This window comes from Pseudomonas fluorescens, assembly GCF_900215245.1.
Lineage (GTDB): Bacteria > Pseudomonadota > Gammaproteobacteria > Pseudomonadales > Pseudomonadaceae > Aquipseudomonas > Aquipseudomonas fluorescens.
On record NZ_LT907842.1, the window covers coordinates 6,334,711 to 6,353,451 of the forward strand.

The window sequence follows — 18,741 nt, forward strand, 5'->3', positions numbered from 1 at the left end:
GCCGCCTTACAGCTCGGCAGCCAGACGCGAGCCCTGGTTGATGGCGCGCTTGGCATCCAGCTCGGCGGCCACATCGGCGCCGCCGATCAGGTGCACGTTCTGGCCCGCGGCGACCAGGCCATCGTGCAGTTCGCGCAACGGATCCTGCCCGGCGCAGATGACGATAGTGTCCACCGCCAACACCTGAGGTTCACCCTCGGCGCCGATGCGGACATGCAAGCCCTCGTCATCGATCTTCAAGTATTCGACGCTGTTGAGCATCTGCACCCGCTTGTTCTTCAAGCCCGTGCGGTGGATCCAGCCGGTGGTTTTACCCAGGCCATCGCCGACCTTGGAGCTCTTGCGCTGCAGCAGGAACACTTCGCGCGCCGGTGCATGGGGCTGCGGCTGGATGCCTGCCACGCCACCACGGGCTTGCAGTTGGGTGTCGATGCCCCACTCTTTCCAGAACGCCTCGCGGTCCAGGCTGGTGGAGACGCCTTCATGCACCAGAAACTCGCAGACGTCGAAACCGATACCGCCGGCGCCAATCACCGCCACGCGCTTACCCACCGGTTTGCGCGCCAGGATCACGTCGAGGTAGCTCAACACCTTGGCGTTATCGACCCCCGGGATGGCCGGCGTGCGCGGCGCAATGCCGGTGGCCAGAATAATTTCGTCATAGCCGCCCGCCGCCAGTTGCGCGACATCCACACGGGTGTTGAGGCACAGCTCGACATGGGTGGTCTGCAACTTGCGCTTGAAGTAGCGCAGGGTTTCAAAAAACTCTTCCTTACCGGGCACCCGCTTGGCGATATTGAACTGGCCGCCGATCTCGCTGGCGGAATCGAACAGCGTCACTTGATGACCGCGCTCAGCCGCCACGGTGGCCGCCGCCAGGCCGGCAGGACCGGCACCGACCACAGCGATCTTCTTGATCTGTTTCACCGGCAGGTAGTTGAGCTCGGTCTCGTAGCACGCGCGCGGGTTGACCAGGCAGGTGGTCAACTTGCCGCCAAACGTATGGTCCAGGCAGGCCTGGTTGCAGCCGATACAGGTGTTGATTTCATCCCCACGGCCGGCAGCGGCCTTGTTGACGAACTCCGGGTCGGCCAGGAACGGCCGCGCCATCGACACCATATCGGCATCGCCCTCGGCGAGGATCTGCTCGGCGATTTCCGGGGTGTTGATGCGGTTGGTGGTGATCAGCGGAATCTTCACCGAGCCGCGCAGCTTGGCGGTGACTTTACTGAACGCGCCACGCGGCACTTTAGTGGCAATGGTCGGGATACGCGCTTCGTGCCAGCCGATACCGGTGTTGATCAGCGTCGCACCGGCCTGTTCGATGGCCTTGGCCAATTGCACGATCTCTTCCCAAGTGCTGCCGCCTTCCACCAGGTCGAGCATCGACAGGCGGAAGATAATGATGAAGTTCGGGCCGACGGCTTCGCGCACGCGACGCACAATGTCCACCGCCAGGCGCATGCGGTTTTCGTAGCTGCCGCCCCAACGGTCGGTGCGATGATTGGTGTGAGCGGCGAGGAACTGGTTAATGAAGTAGCCTTCGGAACCCATGATTTCCACGCCGTCATACTCGGCGACCTGGGCCAGCAGCGAGCAGGTGACAAAATCCTGGATCTGCTTCTCGATGCCTTCCTCGTCCAGCTCCTTGGGTTTGAATGGGTTGATCGGCGCTTGAATCGCGCTGGGTGCGACCTGCTTGGGGCTGTAGGCATAACGGCCGGCGTGGAGGATCTGCATGCAGATCTTGCCGCCAGCCTCGTGCACCGCCTGGGTCACGATCTTGTGCTTTTGTGCTTCTTCGTCGGTGGTCAGTTTGGCTGCACCGGCGTACACGCCACCTTCATCGTTCGGGCCGATACCGCCGGTGACCATCAGGCCGACGCCGCCACGGGCGCGCTCGGCAAAATAGGCGGCCATGCGTTCGAAACCACCGGGTTTTTCTTCCAGGCCAGTGTGCATCGACCCCATCAGGGTGCGGTTGCGCAAGGTGGTAAAACCCAGGTCCAACGGGGCCAGCAGGTGCGGGTAGGCAGCAGCGGTCATGGTACAGCTCCACAACGGATCATCACGGGACGTGACGCGCTCGAACGGCGCGCCATCGGTTTATGTCCCACAGACTAAGAGGCGACGGACGAGCGCTCAATGACTGAAACTGACAAGTTATTGATCCAAATGTACAGCGCCCCTTGGCAAGCCGCTGCCTGGGCCCTACCCTAGTCGGCGAACCCTGCACCCGGTCTGTTGTCTGTTGCCCCATGCGTAAACTTCTAGCGTTCACCGTCACCATGGCCTTGGTTGCCGCCGTCGCCGCGTATCTGGTCTGGACCCAGGAGCGCCCTGTGGCGCATTACCTGTCGGACCTGCGCATCACCCTGGCCATCAACGAAGGCCAACCCGCCGATCGTGGCAACTTGCTGGGTATCCAGCCGGAGCTGTTTCCCGCTGATTATCAAAGCCTGGAACGCCTGCACCTGAAGCTCGCGGCTTACCTGCAAAACGCGCGGGACCAAGGCTTGATCAACGACAAGACGATTGTCGTGCTGCCGGAACACATCGGCACCTGGCTGATGCTCAGCGGCGAGAAGAACGAGCTGTACCAGGCGGTTCACCTGAAAGATGCAATGAATTGGCTGTCGGCCAGCAACCCGTTGCAATTCGCCCGCGCGTGGATCAGCGCCACGGGCGATAACCGCATGGACGACGCTTACCTGCGCATGAAAGCACCGGCCATGGCCCGCGACTATCAGGCGCTGTTTGGCGGCCTGGCCAAAGAATTCGGGGTCACGCTGGTGGCCGGCTCTATCGCCCTGCCCAACCCGAGTGTCAGTCAGGGGCAACTGCAGGTCGGGCATGGCGCGTTATATAACGCCAGCCTGGTGTTTGGTGCGGACGGTTTGCCGGTCGGCCAGCCACAGCGCCAGTTCTACCCGATCTACGACGAGCGCGGCTTTATCGAGCCGGGCGATGAGAACATCGTCAGCGTGGTCGACACCCCGGCCGGGCGCCTGGGCATCCTGATCGGCAGCGACAGTTGGTACCCGGACAACTACCGCAAACTCAACGAGCAAGGCGCGCAATTGGTCGCAGTGCCCGCCTTTGTGACCGGCCGCGACACCTGGGACCGTCCATGGCGCGGTTTCAAAAGCGTTTCCACGCCGCAGGAAATCAGCCTCAAACCCGAAGAACTCAGCGAAGGCGAAGCCTGGCGCCGCCTCACCCTGATCAGCCAACAGCCGATCAGCCAGGCAAACGCCGGGATGAGCGTATTCCTGCGCGGGCAATTCTGGGACCTGGGCACCGCCGGGCACAGCTTCCTCAGCAGCAACGGGCACGTCGTCACAGGCAATGACGCCCGTGGCGCGCGCCTGCTGAATATCTGGTTGTAGCGCCGTGAAGCCGGTGCGCCTGGGCGATCTTTCGGTGGGCTTCGTGCACACCCTGGCGGACGCCATTCAAAGCCACAGCCTGGACCCGCAACCACTGCTGCTGCAATACGGCCTGGACCCGGCGCGCCTCGCCGAAGCCGGTGCGCGCCTGTCGATTCCGCGCTACATGCGCCTGGGCCATGCCGCCATCCAACTGACCGGCGACCCCGGCCTGGGGCTGCGCATGGGCCAACTGAGTCGTCTGAGCCAGGCCGGGCTGGCCGGAGTGACTGCCGCACAGGCACCGAATGTGCGAGAAGCGGCGCGAACATTGACGCGTTTTGAAGCGCTGTACGGCTCCAACTACCGCGGCCAATCAAGCTTTCACGAAGACCCCGAGGGCGCCTGGCTGCGTTTCTATTCCATCAGCCCTTACAACGCCTACAACCGCTTTGTGGTGGATTCGATCATCGCCGGCTGGCTGCAGCAATTGTCGAGCGTGGCACAGCAACCGGTGCAGGCACAGCGCATCGAGATCGAGTTTGAAGCCCCGGCGTACAGCGAACAGTACGGTGTACTCGGTGACAGCCCGATCCACTTCGGCGCCGAGGCCAATCAATTGCGCCTCAACCAGCAGACCCTGGCCCTGCGTAACCCGCAGCACTGCCCCAGTACCTGGCACCTGTTGTTGACGTTATGTGAACACGAGTTGGAGCAGTTGACCCGCACGCGCAGCCTGCGCGAGCGCATCACCCGGTTGCTCGGGCCGATGCTCAATGGCGGCCGGGAGCCCGACCTGGAAGAAGTGGCGGCACGCCTGAAGCTGCCTACCTGGACGCTGCGCCGCAAACTGGCCGAAGAAGGCACTCAGTTTCGCGCGATTCTCAACGACACCCGCCGCGACTTGGCCATGACCTACATTCGCGATACGGAGCTGGCGTTCGGCGAGATCGCCTACTTGCTCGGTTTTGCCTCAGCCCAGGCCTTTCAACGGGCGTTCCGGCGGTGGAACAACCAGACCCCAGGGGAATTTCGCCGCAGTCAGCGGCATTCCGCCTGAAGTCGGTCTTACAGCTCGGTTGCGTCATCGACCGGATCCAGCGGATCCAATTCAAACGCGTGGTACTCAAGCAGTTCTTCTTGGTATTCGTCCATGGTGGACTCCTTGTTGGTTTAAAGCGGCTGCCAATAAATGACCTGCACAGCCAGCCTAAAGTGCCGTGATGACGAAAAAATGTCGACGCCGTGACGTTCCTGCACTTCAAGATAAAACGTAGCAGCGCTGAGCGGATTTAGCACTCAGGGCTGTGAGACGAACGCGCGCGCCTCATCGCACTGGCGGTGTTGAGCCGCTGGCGTGTGGGTAATCGGTCGCAAAGGTGCCCGTGGCAGCTTGAGCCGCTACGGGGGGAAGGTCGAAAAAACCCACCCCGTAGCGCTCGACGTTACTGCGAAGGGGTTGGCAGGGGCGGAATCGCCTCTGTGGGCGCCGGCAGGTTTGGATTGGTCGGCGCAGGGGCAGGCTCAGCGGCAGGCGTTGCGGCAGGCTCTGCTTTGGGCGCAATCGGTGCCGCCTCCGGTGGCGTGGCAACCGGCTCCGAAGCGGCAGGCGTTGCCGGTGTTTCCGTTGGCGTCTCAACCTTTTCAGCAACCGGCGCCGCTTTCGGCTCCGGCACGCCCAGCTCCGCCTTTGGCGTCTCTGGAATATGCGCAGCCTTCTTCACTTCTTGCGGCAGGAATACATCCACGAGCGAGAAGTAACGCTCATAGAACTTCGGCGCCGAAACCGTCTCGCTCGCCACCTTCACCATCGAGTCATCGGTGGAGCCAATCGGCATCGACACCGAGCCCAACACACCCACACCGAGGCTAGCGGAGTTGTTGACCTTTTTCAGCGCGTAGCGATCCTGCAAGGCGTTGGCAAACATCGTCGAGTGGTTATTGCCTTTGCCATCATCGGCGCAGACCACGTTGAAACTGATCTGCAGGTGGGTTTCGCCGGTCTGCTGGAAACTCTTGTTACCCACGACCAGCTTTGGATCGCTGCTGGTGATGATGTAGCCCTGGCTCAACAGCGCGCGCCGCGCAGCCTCGCAGGCTGCCGCGTCGCTGACCGGGTAATCACGGGAGAACGTGCCGGAGTCGTCGAAATTCTCATGTTCGTAAATGGCGGTCTTGGGTGACGAGCAGCCCGCGGCGCCCGCCAGCACCAGCGCCAGCCCGAGGCTACGCAAGTGAAATGATGTCGACATCGAAAATCCTGAGGAAAACAGTCAGGGCGGTATTGTGCTACAGAACGGGGTCCCGGCGCGCGCATTCCTGTCGGTAAAACGTCACAGCCTTACAGGACGGGGCCTGCAGGAAAAAGCCCGGCACACATATGGTCGATAAACACGCGCAATTTGGCCGAAGCGTGGCGACTTGATGGCCATAACATCCAGAAGCTGCCGCGATGTTCCAGGTAGTCGTCCAGCACCCGCTGCAAGCGCCCCTGCTGCACCGCCTCGTTGACCATGAAGTCCGGCAGGCAAGCGACGCCGAGGCCTTCGAGCACGACATGGTTGAGGGACTCGATGGTGGTAGTGATCAGCGGTGCGCGCAAAACAGGCTCCACCGCGCCTGGCACCGCTCGCAAGGGCCAGGGCTCAAGCTTGCCGGTAGCGCAGAACTTGTGACGCAGACAAGCGTGGCCGGCCAGGTCCGGTGGTTGTTGCGGGGTACCGTATTGCGCGAAGTACGCCGGGGTGCCGACCAGTACCAAGCGGTAATGCCCAAGATGCCGCGCCATCAAACGCGAATCCTCCGGCTTGCCGGTGCGAATCACCGCATCGAACCCTTCCTCAATCACGTCCACCATGCGGTCGGAAAAATCCACCTCCAGCTCAATGTCCGGATAGCTGCGCATGAAGTCACTGAGCACCGGCAGCAACAGGCCGCGCACTTGTGGCAGGCTGATACGCAGCTTGCCCCGGGGCGTGGCGCTGGCCGCCGTCAATTCCTGCTCCGCCGCCTCGACCTCGGCCAGAATCCGTCGCGAACGCTCAAGGAACAATGCCCCTTCGCTGGTCAAGGTGATGCTGCGCGTGCTGCGATGAAACAAGCGCACGCCCAAGCGTTCTTCGGTGCGGGCAATGCTTTTGCCCACGGCAGAAGAAGACACCCCCAACACGCGGCCAGCGGCCGTAAAGCTACGCATCTCCGCAACCTGCACGAATACCGAAAGGCTGCTCAGACTGTCCATCGCCCTACCCCAGTAGATTACGGACATCAGCGTCCGATAAGTTCGGAACCTTAGCCTGTTTTTCCGCCCTTAACAGCCCTCTACCCTGATGCCTTGCCCTTATGCATGGATAGAGCGCGATGAACCACAGCCCCTCACTTACCGATGCAGCACCTGCCACCCAACGCGACACGCTCCCCCTCGGCGGCCTACTGGCGTTGGCCTCGGCGGGCTTCATTACCATCCTCACCGAAGCCATGCCGGCCGGGCTGTTGCCGCAGATGAGCGAGGGGTTGAGTGTTTCGCCTGCACTGGTCGGCCAGTTGGTCACCCTGTACGCCCTCGGATCACTGCTCGCCGCTATCCCGCTTACACTGCTGACTCGCAGCTGGCGTCGGCGGCCGCTGTTACTGCTGGCCATCGGCGGCTTTGCCTTGGTCAACAGCGTCACTGCGCTTTCCAGCCACTACGGATTGACCCTCGCCGCGCGCTTCTGTGCCGGGGTATTTGCCGGGCTGCTGTGGGCGCTGCTGGCAGGGTATGCCAGCCGCATGGTCGCGCCACACCTGCAAGGTCGGGCGATTGCCGTGGCCATGCTGGGAGCTCCGCTGGCCTTGTCCCTCGGTGTACCGGCGGGCACGCTCCTGGGCACGGCCATCGGCTGGCGCCTGAGCTTTGCGATCATGTCGGGCCTGACGCTAGTGCTGCTGGTATGGGCGCGCTGGCAGCTCCCGGACTTCGCCGGCGAACCGGCCGAAAAGCGCCTGGCTCTGCGCCAAGTACTGGCGTTGCCAGGCATACGCCCCGTGCTGTGGGTGACCTTTACCTACGTGCTGGCGCACAACATTCTCTATACCTATATCGCCCCGCTGCTGGTGCCTGCCGGGATGACTGCCGACATCGACCGGGTATTGCTGGTATTCGGCCTGGCAGCGCTGCTGAGTATTTGGTTAGCCGGCGTGCTGATTGATCGGTGGTTGGCCGCACTGCTGGTGGTCAGCTGTGGGCTGTTTGGCTTGATCGCCGGGATGCTGGCGTTCTGGATCAGTTCGCCCGCGGTTATCTATAGCGCGGTGGCTTTATGGGGCCTGGCGTTTGGCGGTTTGCCGGCGTTGCTGCAAACGGCATTGGCCAAGGCGGCGGGAGCGTCGGCGGATGCCGCGCAGTCGATGCTGGTCACCGTGTGGAACCTGGGAATAGCGGGCGGCGGGTTGGCGGGCGGGTTGCTCTTGCAAAGCTGGGGCGTCACAGCCTTTGCATGGGCGGTCGTGCTACTGATGTCGCTGGCCTTGATCGGCACACGACAGCGCCCATAAAAAAGCCCCCGGTCCTTTCAGACCGAGGGCTTTTGAGTCAAAGCACCATCAGAACTTCTTGATGTCAGCCTTGGTTTCCAACTGCTTGCGGTACGCAGCAAAGTCTTGCTGGCCAATACGGGAAGCGAGGAAGCGGCGGTATTGCGCCTTTTCTTCGTCCGTAGGCGCCGCCGCTTCGTTGACACCATTCAAGCGTACGATCACCAGGCTACCGTCAGCCAGGGTAACCGTGGTGAAGGTCGGCTTGTCCTTGCTCGCAGGCTTGGGCATGCGGAACAGGGCTTGCAACACAGCAGGGTCAATCGCTTCCTGGCTACGGGTAGCCGCTTCAGTGACTTTCCATGCCTGACCATCAATCGCCTGGTTCAGTGGGGTCTTGCCATCACGCAGGCTGGCGATCAACTCGTCGGCATGGGCTTTGGCCGCTGCACTGGCGCGCTCTTTGGTCATCTGTGTGCGGATCGCCGCAGAGACGCTTTCCAGAGGCAGTTGTGCAGGTTTCAAGTGCTCTTTGGCACGCAGCACGATGATGGTTTCCGGGTCCAGCTCGATGGCGCCGCTGTTGGCACCCTCATCCAACACTTCCGGGCTGAACGCAGCAGTCACCACGGCACGGTTGGCCGCAACACCTTCACCACCTTCACGGCCAAACGGCGCGGAGGTGTGCACGGTCAGCTTCAGATCCGACGCCGGCTGCGCCAGGTCGGACGCTTCGAATGCCGCATCTTCCAATTGCTTGGAAGCGTCGACGAAGCGCTGTTCAACCTGTTGGGTCTTGAGCTCGCGAGTCAGCTTGTCTTTCAGGCTGGCGAACGATGGCACTTGCGGTGCTTCGACGCCCAGCAGCTTGATCAAGTGCCAACCGAATGTGCTGCGCACGGGTGCCGACACCTGGTCCTTGTTCAAGGCATACAGGGCCGTTTCGAAGTCAGGATCGTAGACGCCAGGGCCGGCAAAACCGAGGTCGCCGCCATTGCTGGCCGAACCTGGATCCTGGGAGAACTCCTTGGCCAGGGCTTCGAACTTCTCACCCTTGGCCAGGCGTGCCTGGATTTCTTCGATCTTCGCCTTGGCTTGAGCGTCGGTGGTCTTGTCGTTGACTTCAATCAGAATGTGCGCGGCACGACGCTGTTCAGCGAGGTTGGCGATTTCTTTCTGATAGGCAGCCTGCAGCTCATCATCCTTCACGGTGACCTGGTCGAAGAAGGAAGACTTCTTCAATTCCAGATAGTCGATGACCACCCGGTCCGGGGTCATGAATTCTTTGGCGTGCTGGTCGTAGTGAGCCTTGACCTCGTCGTCGGTGAGTTTCACCGCCGCAGGGTCGGCCTTGATGTTCACGGTCGCGAAATCACGGGTCTGCTTTTCCAGACGGGCGAATGCAAGCACTTCAGCATCGGTGACGAAACCGCTGCCGGCAATACCTGCGCGAACCTGGCCGATCAGCATTTCCTGGCTCAACATCTGACGGAATTGCATGCGGCTGTAGCCCAGCTGACGGATCACCTGGTCAAAACGCTCAGCGCTGAACTTGCCGTCCACCTGGAATTCCGGCGTCTGCAGGATCACCTGATCCAGAGCAGCTTCAGAGAAGCCGAACTTGGAATCAGCCGCGCCTTGCAGCAACAGCTTGCGATCAATCAGCCCTTTGAGGGCCGCTTCGCGCAGCAGTTTTTCGTCCAGCAGAGACGCATCAAAATCCTTGCCCAGCTGTTGCATCAGCTGGCGACGTTGCATGTCGACGGCCTGGCTCAGTTCGGTTTGGGTGATCTCTTCACCGTTGACCTTGGCCACGTCCTGCTTGTTGTTGGTCGAAGCCTGGAAAATGGCCTCGATACCGGTGAACGCCATCAATGCGACGATGATCCCGATAATGGTTTTGGCAATCCAGCCTTGTGAATTGTCCCTGATATTCTGCAGCATGCGTCCCCCAGAAACGGTTGATCTTCAAAAATTAGGCAACCGTGGAGCGTGGGTAGAGTCCGGATAGAAGAAAGGCGCATCCGAGGATGCGCCTTCTCGTAACTGGCGGAGCGGACGGGGGTTTGAACCCACACCCCCGGCGTGGCGACCCGATGGATACTTGGGTCAGCTGCCGCTCCGCTGCCAGGCCAGACCTGCGTCTGACCCGGGTAGGTAAGGCTTGAGCGAAACTTAGTTAACAGCTTCTTTCAGGGCTTTACCGGCTTTGAAACCTGGTTTCTTGGCGGCAGCGATTTGCAGTGCTTTGCCAGTCTGTGGGTTACGGCCAGTGCGAGCTGGGCGATCAGTCACAGAGAAAGTACCGAAGCCTACCAGTACCACGGAGTCGCCGGCCTTCAGAGCGCCAGTGACGGATTCGATTACTGCGTCCAGCGCACGGCCAGCAGCAGCTTTCGGGATATCAGCGGATGCGGCGATAGCATCAATCAGTTCCGACTTGTTCACTCTAAGTCCCCTTATATATCTATTGAGTATGGTTCTAAGTTTTTTGGTGAAAGCAAAAACCAGTGCTGAATGGCCTACAGACACTTAAGAGCCGCTTTATAACAAGGGCTCTAAAAAGCTGTCAAGGAAGCCCCCAGGCTTAACGGCATTAATGCGTACTAATTCTTTCCTTGGAATCAGACTCGCGTTTTTCATCCTTCGCGACAATCTCCGGAGCCACATCTGGCAAGGGCTCCGGCGCGTATTGCAGCGCAATTTGCAGGACCTCGTCAATCCATTTAACCGGTTTAATCTGAAGATCCTGCTTGATGTTGTCAGGAATTTCCTTCAAGTCGCGAACATTCTCTTCAGGAATGATCACAGTCTTGATACCGCCCCGGTGTGCAGCGAGCAATTTCTCTTTCAGACCACCGATGGCCAATACCTGACCACGCAGGGTAATTTCGCCGGTCATGGCAACATCGGCGCGTACAGGTATGCCGGTCAATGCCGACACCAATGCCGTACACATCCCTACACCGGCGCTAGGGCCGTCCTTCGGGGTCGCCCCTTCCGGCATGTGGATGTGAGTGTCGTGCTTCTCGTGGAAGTCCAGGGGGATCCCCAGGCTCTTCGCGCGGCTGCGCACCACGGTCTGCGCAGCCGTGATGGATTCGACCATCACATCACCCAGCGAACCGGTCTTGATCAATTGGCCTTTGCCCGGGATTACCGCAGCTTCGATGGTCAGCAATTCGCCGCCCACCTGGGTCCACGCCAAGCCTGTCACCTGGCCTACCTGGTCCTGCTGCTCAGCCAGGCCGTAACGGAATTTTTTCACGCCCAGGAAGTGTTCCAGGGAGTCGGCGTCTACCTTCACAGAGAAGCGTTTTTCCAGCGCATGCTCTTTGACCGCCTTGCGGCAGATCTTCGCAATTTGACGCTCAAGGCCCCGTACACCGGCCTCGCGGGTGTAGTAACGAACGATGTCGCGGATCGCCTCGACCGCAAATTCGATCTCGCCTTTTTTCAGGCCGTTGGCCGAAATCTGCTTGGGCGCGAGGTATTTGACGGCGATATTGATCTTCTCGTCTTCGGTGTAACCCGGCAGACGAATCACTTCCATCCGGTCCAGCAACGCCGGCGGAATATTCATGGAGTTGGAGGTGCACAGGAACATTACGTCGGACAGGTCGTAGTCGACTTCCAGGTAATGGTCGTTGAAATTGTGGTTCTGCTCCGGGTCGAGCACTTCGAGCAACGCCGACGCCGGGTCGCCACGCATATCGCTGCCCATTTTGTCGATTTCATCGAGCAGGAACAGCGGGTTGCGCACGCCAACTTTTGTCATCTTTTGAATCAATCTTCCTGGCATCGAACCGATGTAAGTACGGCGATGACCACGAATTTCCGCCTCGTCACGCACACCACCGAGGGCCATGCGCACGAACTTGCGGTTGGTGGCGCTGGCAATCGACTCCGCCAAGGAGGTTTTACCCACCCCCGGAGGACCGACCAGGCACAACACCGGGCCACGAATTTTCTTCACGCGCTTTTGCACGGCGAGGTATTCGAGGATGCGCTCTTTGACTTCTTCGAGGCCGTAGTGGTCGGCGTCGAGGATATCCTCGGCACGCGCCAGGTCCAGGCGCACTTTGGTCTGGGCCTTCCACGGCACTTGCACCAGCCAGTCGATATAGGAACGAACCACAGTGGCTTCGGCCGACATCGGCGACATTTGCTTGAGCTTGTTCAGCTCAGCGGTGGCTTTGGTCAGGGCGTCTTTCGGCAGGCCGGCGGCATCGATGCGCTTCTTCAGCTCTTCGATTTCGTTGTGGCCTTCCTCGCTGTCGCCGAGTTCTTTCTGAATGGCCTTCATCTGCTCATTCAGGTAGTACTCGCGCTGGCTGCGCTCCATTTGTTTCTTCACGCGACCGCGGATGCGTTTTTCAACCTGCAGCAGGTCGATTTCGCCATCCAGCAGCGCCAGCACGTGCTCAACACGAGCCGACAGGTCGATGATTTCGAGGATGTCCTGCTTCTGTTCGATCTTGAGCGCCATGTGCGCGGCCATGGTATCGACCAGGCGGCTTGGCTCATCAATGCTGTTGAGGGAAGACAGGACTTCAGCCGGGACTTTTTTGCCCAACTGCACATACTGCTCGAACTGCGAGAGCAGGCTGCGCACAAACACTTCGGATTCGCGCTCTGGAGCTTCGACTTCGTCGATCAGCGCCACTTCGGCGCGCAGGTGGCCGTCCACCTCCATGAAGCGCTCGACCGCACCACGCTGCTCACCTTCCACCAGCACCTTGACGGTGCCGTCAGGCAACTTGAGCAATTGCAATACGGTGGCAATGGTACCGACGCGATACAGTGCGTCTTCGCCTGGATCATCATCAGCAGGATTCTTTTGGGCCAACAGCAAAATCTGCTTGTCGCCCGTCATCGCGGCCTCGAGGGCTTCGATAGACTTCTCGCGCCCCACGAACAGCGGGATAACCATGTGCGGATAGACGACGACATCACGCAACGGCAGGAGAGGCAATTCGATGGTTGTCTTCATGATTTCGCCTCTATGACAGTTGAAAAATTAGCTTGAAACCAAGATGGGGGCTGCATGCAAAAAAAACAAGCTCAATGCTGGCAGTTAAACGCATGAATAAACGCGAATTAAAAAACAACGCTGCAAAATCGCCCGAAAATAAATAAGGGGCCCCGAAAGGCCCCTTGCTTGTACTGCGACAGCTAAACGCTTACGCGTCGGGTGCAGCCTTGGCAGCCGGCTCACTGTTTTCGTAGATATACAGTGGCTTGGACTTGCCTTCGATAACGCTTTCGTCGATCACCACTTTACTCACCTCAGACTGCGAGGGGATTTCGTACATGGTGTCGAGCAACACGCCTTCGAGGATCGAGCGCAAACCACGTGCACCGGTCTTGCGCTCCAGTGCCCGCTTGGCCACTGATTTGAGTGCATCGGTACGGAACTCGAGGTCTACACCTTCCATTTCGAACAACTTGGCATATTGCTTGGTCAGGGCGTTTTTCGGCTCGGTGAGGATCTGAATCAAAGCAGCCTCATCCAGCTCGTCCAGCGTGGCCAGGACAGGCAAGCGGCCAACGAATTCCGGGATCAGACCGAACTTGACCAGATCGTCAGGCTCGACTTCACGCAGGGACTCGCCCACTTTCTTGCCTTCTTCCTTGCTGCGCACTTCCGCACCAAAACCGATACCGCCACGTGTGGAACGCTGCTGAATAACCTTCTCCAGACCGGAGAAAGCACCGCCACAAATGAACAGGATGTTACGCGTATCAACCTGAAGGAATTCCTGCTGCGGGTGCTTGCGGCCGCCTTGAGGCGGTACGGAAGCTACCGTGCCTTCAATCAGTTTCAACAGCGCTTGCTGCACGCCTTCACCGGAAACGTCACGGGTGATCGACGGGTTGTCGGACTTGCGCGAAATCTTGTCGATTTCGTCGATATAGACAATACCCATCTGGGCCTTCTCTACGTCGTAGTCGCACTTCTGCAGCAATTTCTGAATGATGTTCTCGACATCTTCACCCACGTAGCCAGCCTCGGTGAGGGTGGTGGCGTCGGCGATGGTGAACGGAACGTTCAGCAGGCGCGCGAGGGTTTCCGCCAGCAAGGTTTTACCCGAGCCAGTAGGACCGATCAGCAAGATGTTGCTCTTGCCGAGTTCGACCTCGTCGCCTTTTTTGTCACGCTGATTCAAGCGCTTGTAGTGGTTGTACACCGCTACGGCCAGAACCTTCTTTGCACGCTCTTGACCAATCACATATTGGTCAAGGATGCCGCTGATTTCTTTAGGCGAAGGCAATTTATGCGCGCTGCTTTCGGCCTGGGCTTCCTGCACCTCCTCGCGGATGATGTCATTGCACAGGTCGACGCACTCGTCGCAGATAAACACCGAGGGGCCGGCAATCAATTTGCGTACTTCATGCTGGCTTTTGCCGCAGAAGGAGCAATAGAGCAGCTTGCCGTTGTCCTCGCCGTTGCGGGTGTCAGTCATTCGTTCGATCCAAATCCGATAGGCTTGCAACACAAGATGAAGGCTTATGCGGGCTTTTTCAAGCCCGCCGGTAGTCGGACACGCCGACCAGCCCTATTTTGAGCTGCTTATATTAAGCGGGGCGCTTTTCGATCACCGCGTCGATCAACCCATACGCACGCGCAGCTTCCGCGCTCATAAAGTTGTCGCGATTGGTGTCACGCTCGATTTCTTCCAGGGTATGCCCGCTGTGCTTGGCCATCAATGTATTGAGGCGCTCACGAATAAACAGGATTTCCTTGGCGTGAATTTCGATATCCGACGCCTGGCCCTGGAAGCCGCCCAGTGGCTGGTGAATCATCACGCGCGAGTTAGGCAGGCAGAAACGCTTGCCCTCGGCACCTGCGGTCAGCAGGAAAGCGCCCATGCTGCAGGCCTGGCCGATGCAAGTGGTCGACACGTTTGGCTTGATGAACTGCATGGTGTCGTAGATCGACATACCCGCCGTCACCGAGCCACCCGGAGAGTTAATGTAAAGATGGATGTCCTTGTCCGGGTTTTCCGCTTCAAGGAACAGCAGTTGCGCACAAATCAGGTTAGCCATGTAGTCCTCTACAGGGCCGACCAGAAAAATCACTCGTTCCTTGAGCAGGCGCGAGTAGATGTCATAGGCGCGTTCGCCACGAGCAGATTGCTCGACAACCATCGGGACCAGGCCGCCAGCGGCCTGGATATCAGAGTTCTGCTGAATATAGGAATTACGGAACATGCTCTGCAGTTACTCCCAAATAGTCATGTCTTGAAAACGCATAAGCCAGCGCGAGGCTGGCTTATGGTTGTATTTCGAACGAGTTGGACAATCAGTCGGCTTGTGCTGCTTCCGCCGGTTTGACTGCTTCTTCGTAAGAGACCGCTTTATCGGTCACCTTAGCCTTCTGCAGAACAGTATCCACAACTTGTTCTTCCAGCACAACCGAACGTACTTCGTTCAGCTGCTGGTCGTTCTTGTAGTACCAAGCTACAACCTGCTCAGGCTCCTGGTAGGCCGAGGCCATTTCCTGGATCATTTCGCGAACACGATCTTCGTCAGGCTTGAGGTCGAATTGCTTGACCACTTCTGCGACGACCAGACCCAGCACAACGCGGCGCTTGGCTTGCTCTTCGAACAGCTCGGCCGGCAGTTGGTCAGGCTTGATGTTGCCACCAAACTGCTGAACCGCTTGAACGCGCAGGCGATCCACTTCGTTGGACAGCAGAGCCTTTGGCACTTCGATCGGGTTGGCAGCCAGCAGGCCGTCCATTACCTGGTTCTTGACCTTGGACTTGATGGCCTGACGCAGCTCGCGCTCCATGTTCTTGCGAACTTCGGTGCGGAAGCCGTCGATACCGGTTTCCTTGATACCGAACTGAGCGAAGAACTCTTCGTTCAGCTCTGGCAGCTTAGGCTCGGATACGCTGTTGACCGTCACGGTGAACTCGGCGGCTTTGCCGGCCAGGTCCAGGTTCTGGTAGTCAGCTGGGAAGGTCAGGTTCAGAACGCGCTCTTCGCCGGCTTTTGCGCCAACCAGGCCGTCTTCGAAACCAGGGATCATGCGGTTGGAACCCAGCACCAGCTGAGTGCCCTTGGCGGAGCCGCCAGCGAATGCTTCGCCGTCAACCTTGCCAACGAAATCGATGTTCAGTTGATCTTCGTTCTGGGCAGCGCGATCGGCCACTTCAAAACGAGTGTTCTGCTTGCGCAGGATTTCCAGCATGTTGTCCAGGTCGGCATCAGCCACGTCGGCGCTCAGGCGCTCAACAGCGATGTCTTCGAAACCGGCAACAGTGAACTCCGGGAACACTTCGAATACGGCAACGTATTCCAGGTCTTTACCTGCTTCCAGGGACTTAGGCTCGATCGAAGGCGAGCCAGCCGGGTTCAGCTTGTGCTCAACAACAGCTTCGTAAAAAGAAGCCTGGATCACGTCACCCACCGCTTCCTGACGCGCATCGGCGCCAAAACGACGCTTGATTTCGCTCATTGGCACTTTGCCTGGACGGAAACCAGCGATTTTGGCCTTTTGGGCAGTCTGCTGCAGACGCTTGTTGACCGCAGTCTCAATACGCTCTGCCGGCACGGTGATGCTCAGGCGGCGCTCGATAGCAGTAGTATTTTCAACAGAAACTTGCATGGATATTCCTCGTTGCACAGACGTTAGCCGGCCGTTTCCGACCCCAGAATCAAGGGCATGCATTCTAGTGGGTCAAACTCAAGAAGTCACCCTACTGAAAACGGGTAGAAAAACAGCAGGCCATTTATAGGTTCAAGTGCACGCATGCACCTCATCCCGTTAGCAAATACAGCTCAACACGCCAGGGCTCTGCATCAACCCTTCTATATATAGAGGCGCCGAAACGCACGCCCCTGGCGACCGACCTTGCAAACAAGACCGGAGGGCACGGCAGCAGCATCGAGAAACACAAATACGACGAAACGCCCCGCCCTGAAACTCAAAACACTTAAACAAAAACGGCACAGCCCTTTTTCAGGTACTGCGCCGTTATCGCTATTAAATAGCTGTACCGACCCTGATATAGCCCTGGATCAGTTCTACACGCTCAAAACCGGCAACGATTCTAACGCCAAGGCATTGAGAATGCTTGCTTTTTCTTGGCGTCAAGCTGACTTGCACTGCCAATGGGAAATTTCTGACGCAAAAAAAGCGCCAGATCACTGATCTGGCGCTTTTTCTGAATATGGGGTGGACGAAGGGGATCGAACCCTCGACAACGGGAGTCACAATCCCGTGCTCTACCAACTGAGCTACGCCCACCATATTGCATTAACAAAGAACTCACACATCTTCTTTGTCGAGCCTTACCGCGCCTGATGGCCCGGCAACGCTTTAATTGGTGCGGATGAAGAGACTCGAACTCTTACGCCTCGCGGCGCTGGAACCTAAATCCAGTGTGTCTACCAATTCCACCACATCCGCGCTTGAAGCTCTTAAAGCAAAGGCGCCAGATGATTAATCTGGCGCCTTTCTAAATATGGGGTGGACGAAGGGGATCGAACCCTCGACAACGGGAGTCACAATCCCGTGCTCTACCAACTGAGCTACGCCCACCATATAGCGCTACTTGTGCCAAAGCTGCCTAATGGCGCACCCGGCAGGACTCGAACCTGCGACCATCCGCTTAGAAGGCGGATGCTCTATCCAGCTGAGCTACGGGCGCCTTATTAATCTGTACTCTTGGAGGATTACAAACTAAGTGCTTCCAGCCTTACAGAACAGCAATTCTGCTCGACCTTCTTAAGCAGTGCTAGGCTGTGCCCGACAAGTGCGACGAATAGTATAGAGGGCCTTGAAACCCGTCAAATCTTTTTTGAAAAAAATTCATTTTATTTAAGGGGTTAGGCCAATTTGCAGACCAAGCGCCTTTGCCCTCACGTCCTGGCGTGCGAGAATACGCGCACTTTTCTTCCCCCTCTCGATGGTTAATCACGCGTAATGACTGCACAACTTATCGACGGCAAATCAATCGCCGCCAGCCTGCGCCAGCAGATCGCCAAACGCGTCACCGAGCGTAGCCAGCAAGGCCTGCGCACGCCTGGCCTCGCGGTGATCCTGGTCGGCAGCGATCCTGCCTCTCAGGTTTATGTCTCGCACAAGCGTAAAGACTGTGAAGAAGTCGGCTTTATTTCCAAAGCCTACGACTTGCCGGAGGACACCACCCAGCAGGCCCTTACCGACCTGATCGACAGCCTCAATGAAAACCCGAGCATCGACGGCATCCTGCTTCAACTGCCGCTGCCCGAGCATCTGGACGCTTCCCAATTGCTGGAACGCATTCGCCCGGACAAGGACGTCGACGGCTTCCACCCTTATAACGTCGGCCGTCTGGCCCAGCGTATCCCGCTGCTGCGCCCCTGCACGCCGAAAGGCATCATGACGCTGCTGGAAAGCACCGGTGTCGATCTGTACGGCCTCGATGCCGTGGTGGTCGGTGCTTCCAACATCGTCGGTCGCCCGATGGCCATGGAACTGCTGCTGGCTGGCTGCACCGTGACCGTCACCCACCGCTTCACCAAGGACCTCGCCGGCCATGTCGGCCGTGCCGATCTGGTGGTGGTTGCCGCCGGCAAGCCGGGCCTGGTCAAGGGTGAGTGGATCAAGGAAGGCGCCATCGTCATCGACGTAGGCATCAACCGCCAGGAAGACGGCAAGCTGGTAGGCGATGTGGTGTACGAAACCGCCCTGCCCCGCGCTGGCTGGATCACACCAGTACCCGGCGGTGTCGGCCCGATGACCCGTGCCTGCCTGTTGGAAAACACGCTGTATGCGGCAGAAACGCTGCACAGCTAATAACCCGTCGTACTGAAAAAGCCCTGCCTTATAGCAGGGCTTTTTAATGCGCGGATAAAACCCGTT

14 protein-coding genes and 4 tRNA genes are annotated in these 18,741 nt (G+C 58.8%); 5 read left to right on the forward strand and 13 right to left on the reverse strand.

Annotated features, from left to right (window positions below; translation table 11 throughout):
- Positions 1-6 precede the first annotated feature (6 nt).
- The gene (locus CPH89_RS29245) at positions 7-2,046 is read right to left on the reverse strand and encodes an NADPH-dependent 2,4-dienoyl-CoA reductase (RefSeq protein ID WP_053256945.1); all 2,040 of its coding nucleotides are present in this window, start codon (positions 2,044-2,046) and stop codon (positions 7-9) included.
- Positions 2,047-2,258: 212 nt separating this feature from the next.
- Here CPH89_RS29245 and CPH89_RS29250 point away from each other — a divergent pair, with 212 nt between their 5' ends.
- Positions 2,259-3,389, forward strand: coding sequence for a carbon-nitrogen hydrolase family protein (locus tag CPH89_RS29250; protein ID WP_053256946.1), 1,131 nt, complete (start codon positions 2,259-2,261; stop codon positions 3,387-3,389).
- Positions 3,390-3,393: 4 nt separating this feature from the next.
- Positions 3,394-4,428 carry an AraC family transcriptional regulator gene (locus tag CPH89_RS29255; RefSeq protein WP_053256947.1) on the forward strand — a complete coding sequence of 345 codons (1,035 nt, stop codon included), beginning with the start codon at positions 3,394-3,396 and terminating at the stop codon, positions 4,426-4,428.
- Positions 4,429-4,813: 385 nt separating this feature from the next.
- Here the strand turns inward: CPH89_RS29255 and CPH89_RS29260 are convergent, their stop codons facing one another.
- Together CPH89_RS29260 and CPH89_RS29265 are read right to left on the reverse strand one after the other, a co-directional pair.
- Entirely contained in the window at positions 4,814-5,620 is an 807-nt protein-coding gene (locus CPH89_RS29260; protein ID WP_053256948.1) for a DUF2242 domain-containing protein, read from the reverse strand.
- 89 nt (positions 5,621-5,709) lie between these two features.
- Positions 5,710-6,609 carry a LysR family transcriptional regulator gene (locus tag CPH89_RS29265; RefSeq protein ID WP_053256949.1) on the reverse strand — a complete coding sequence of 300 codons (900 nt, stop codon included), beginning with the start codon at positions 6,607-6,609 and terminating at the stop codon, positions 5,710-5,712.
- Positions 6,610-6,728: 119 nt separating this feature from the next.
- Here CPH89_RS29265 and CPH89_RS29270 point away from each other — a divergent pair, with 119 nt between their 5' ends.
- Complete coding sequence (locus CPH89_RS29270) at positions 6,729-7,904, forward strand: MFS transporter (protein ID WP_053256950.1); 1,176 nt, start codon at positions 6,729-6,731, stop codon at positions 7,902-7,904.
- A gap of 48 nt (positions 7,905-7,952) precedes the next feature.
- On the opposite strand, the gene CPH89_RS29275 is transcribed toward CPH89_RS29270, so the two are convergent.
- The 6 genes from CPH89_RS29275 to tig form a co-directional block, all read right to left on the reverse strand.
- The gene (locus tag CPH89_RS29275) at positions 7,953-9,827 is read right to left on the reverse strand and encodes a SurA N-terminal domain-containing protein (RefSeq protein ID WP_053256951.1); all 1,875 of its coding nucleotides are present in this window, start codon (positions 9,825-9,827) and stop codon (positions 7,953-7,955) included.
- Between the two features lie 231 nt (positions 9,828-10,058).
- Positions 10,059-10,331 (reverse strand): HU family DNA-binding protein, encoded by a 273-nt coding sequence (locus CPH89_RS29280; protein ID WP_003174819.1) that lies wholly within the window; start codon positions 10,329-10,331, stop codon positions 10,059-10,061.
- 148 nt (positions 10,332-10,479) lie between these two features.
- Positions 10,480-12,876 carry an endopeptidase La gene (gene lon, locus CPH89_RS29285; RefSeq protein ID WP_053256952.1) on the reverse strand — a complete coding sequence of 799 codons (2,397 nt, stop codon included), beginning with the start codon at positions 12,874-12,876 and terminating at the stop codon, positions 10,480-10,482.
- 190 nt (positions 12,877-13,066) lie between these two features.
- Complete coding sequence (gene clpX, locus CPH89_RS29290) at positions 13,067-14,350, reverse strand: ATP-dependent Clp protease ATP-binding subunit ClpX (protein ID WP_017136464.1); 1,284 nt, start codon at positions 14,348-14,350, stop codon at positions 13,067-13,069.
- Positions 14,351-14,462: 112 nt separating this feature from the next.
- Positions 14,463-15,098 carry an ATP-dependent Clp endopeptidase proteolytic subunit ClpP gene (clpP, locus tag CPH89_RS29295; protein WP_003238276.1) on the reverse strand — a complete coding sequence of 212 codons (636 nt, stop codon included), beginning with the start codon at positions 15,096-15,098 and terminating at the stop codon, positions 14,463-14,465.
- Positions 15,099-15,189: 91 nt separating this feature from the next.
- The gene (tig, locus tag CPH89_RS29300) at positions 15,190-16,500 is read right to left on the reverse strand and encodes a trigger factor (protein WP_017136463.1); all 1,311 of its coding nucleotides are present in this window, start codon (positions 16,498-16,500) and stop codon (positions 15,190-15,192) included.
- A 246-nt stretch (positions 16,501-16,746) separates the two neighbouring features.
- On the opposite strand from tig, the gene CPH89_RS30325 reads away from it, so the two are divergent.
- Positions 16,747-17,046, forward strand: coding sequence for a hypothetical protein (locus tag CPH89_RS30325; RefSeq protein WP_141125122.1), 300 nt, complete (start codon positions 16,747-16,749; stop codon positions 17,044-17,046).
- A 20-nt stretch (positions 17,047-17,066) separates the two neighbouring features.
- On the opposite strand, the gene CPH89_RS29305 is transcribed toward CPH89_RS30325, so the two are convergent.
- The 4 genes from CPH89_RS29305 to CPH89_RS29320 form a co-directional block, all read right to left on the reverse strand.
- Positions 17,067-17,142, reverse strand: a tRNA-His gene (locus CPH89_RS29305).
- Between the two features lie 77 nt (positions 17,143-17,219).
- Positions 17,220-17,304 (reverse strand) — tRNA-Leu (locus CPH89_RS29310).
- A 56-nt stretch (positions 17,305-17,360) separates the two neighbouring features.
- Positions 17,361-17,436, reverse strand: a tRNA-His gene (locus CPH89_RS29315).
- A 32-nt stretch (positions 17,437-17,468) separates the two neighbouring features.
- A tRNA-Arg gene (locus tag CPH89_RS29320) sits at positions 17,469-17,545 on the reverse strand.
- A 275-nt stretch (positions 17,546-17,820) separates the two neighbouring features.
- Here CPH89_RS29320 and folD point away from each other — a divergent pair.
- Positions 17,821-18,675: a bifunctional methylenetetrahydrofolate dehydrogenase/methenyltetrahydrofolate cyclohydrolase FolD gene (folD, locus tag CPH89_RS29325; RefSeq protein WP_053256953.1), complete on the forward strand. Its 855-nt coding sequence runs from the start codon at positions 17,821-17,823 to the stop codon at positions 18,673-18,675.
- Positions 18,676-18,741 lie beyond the last annotated feature (66 nt).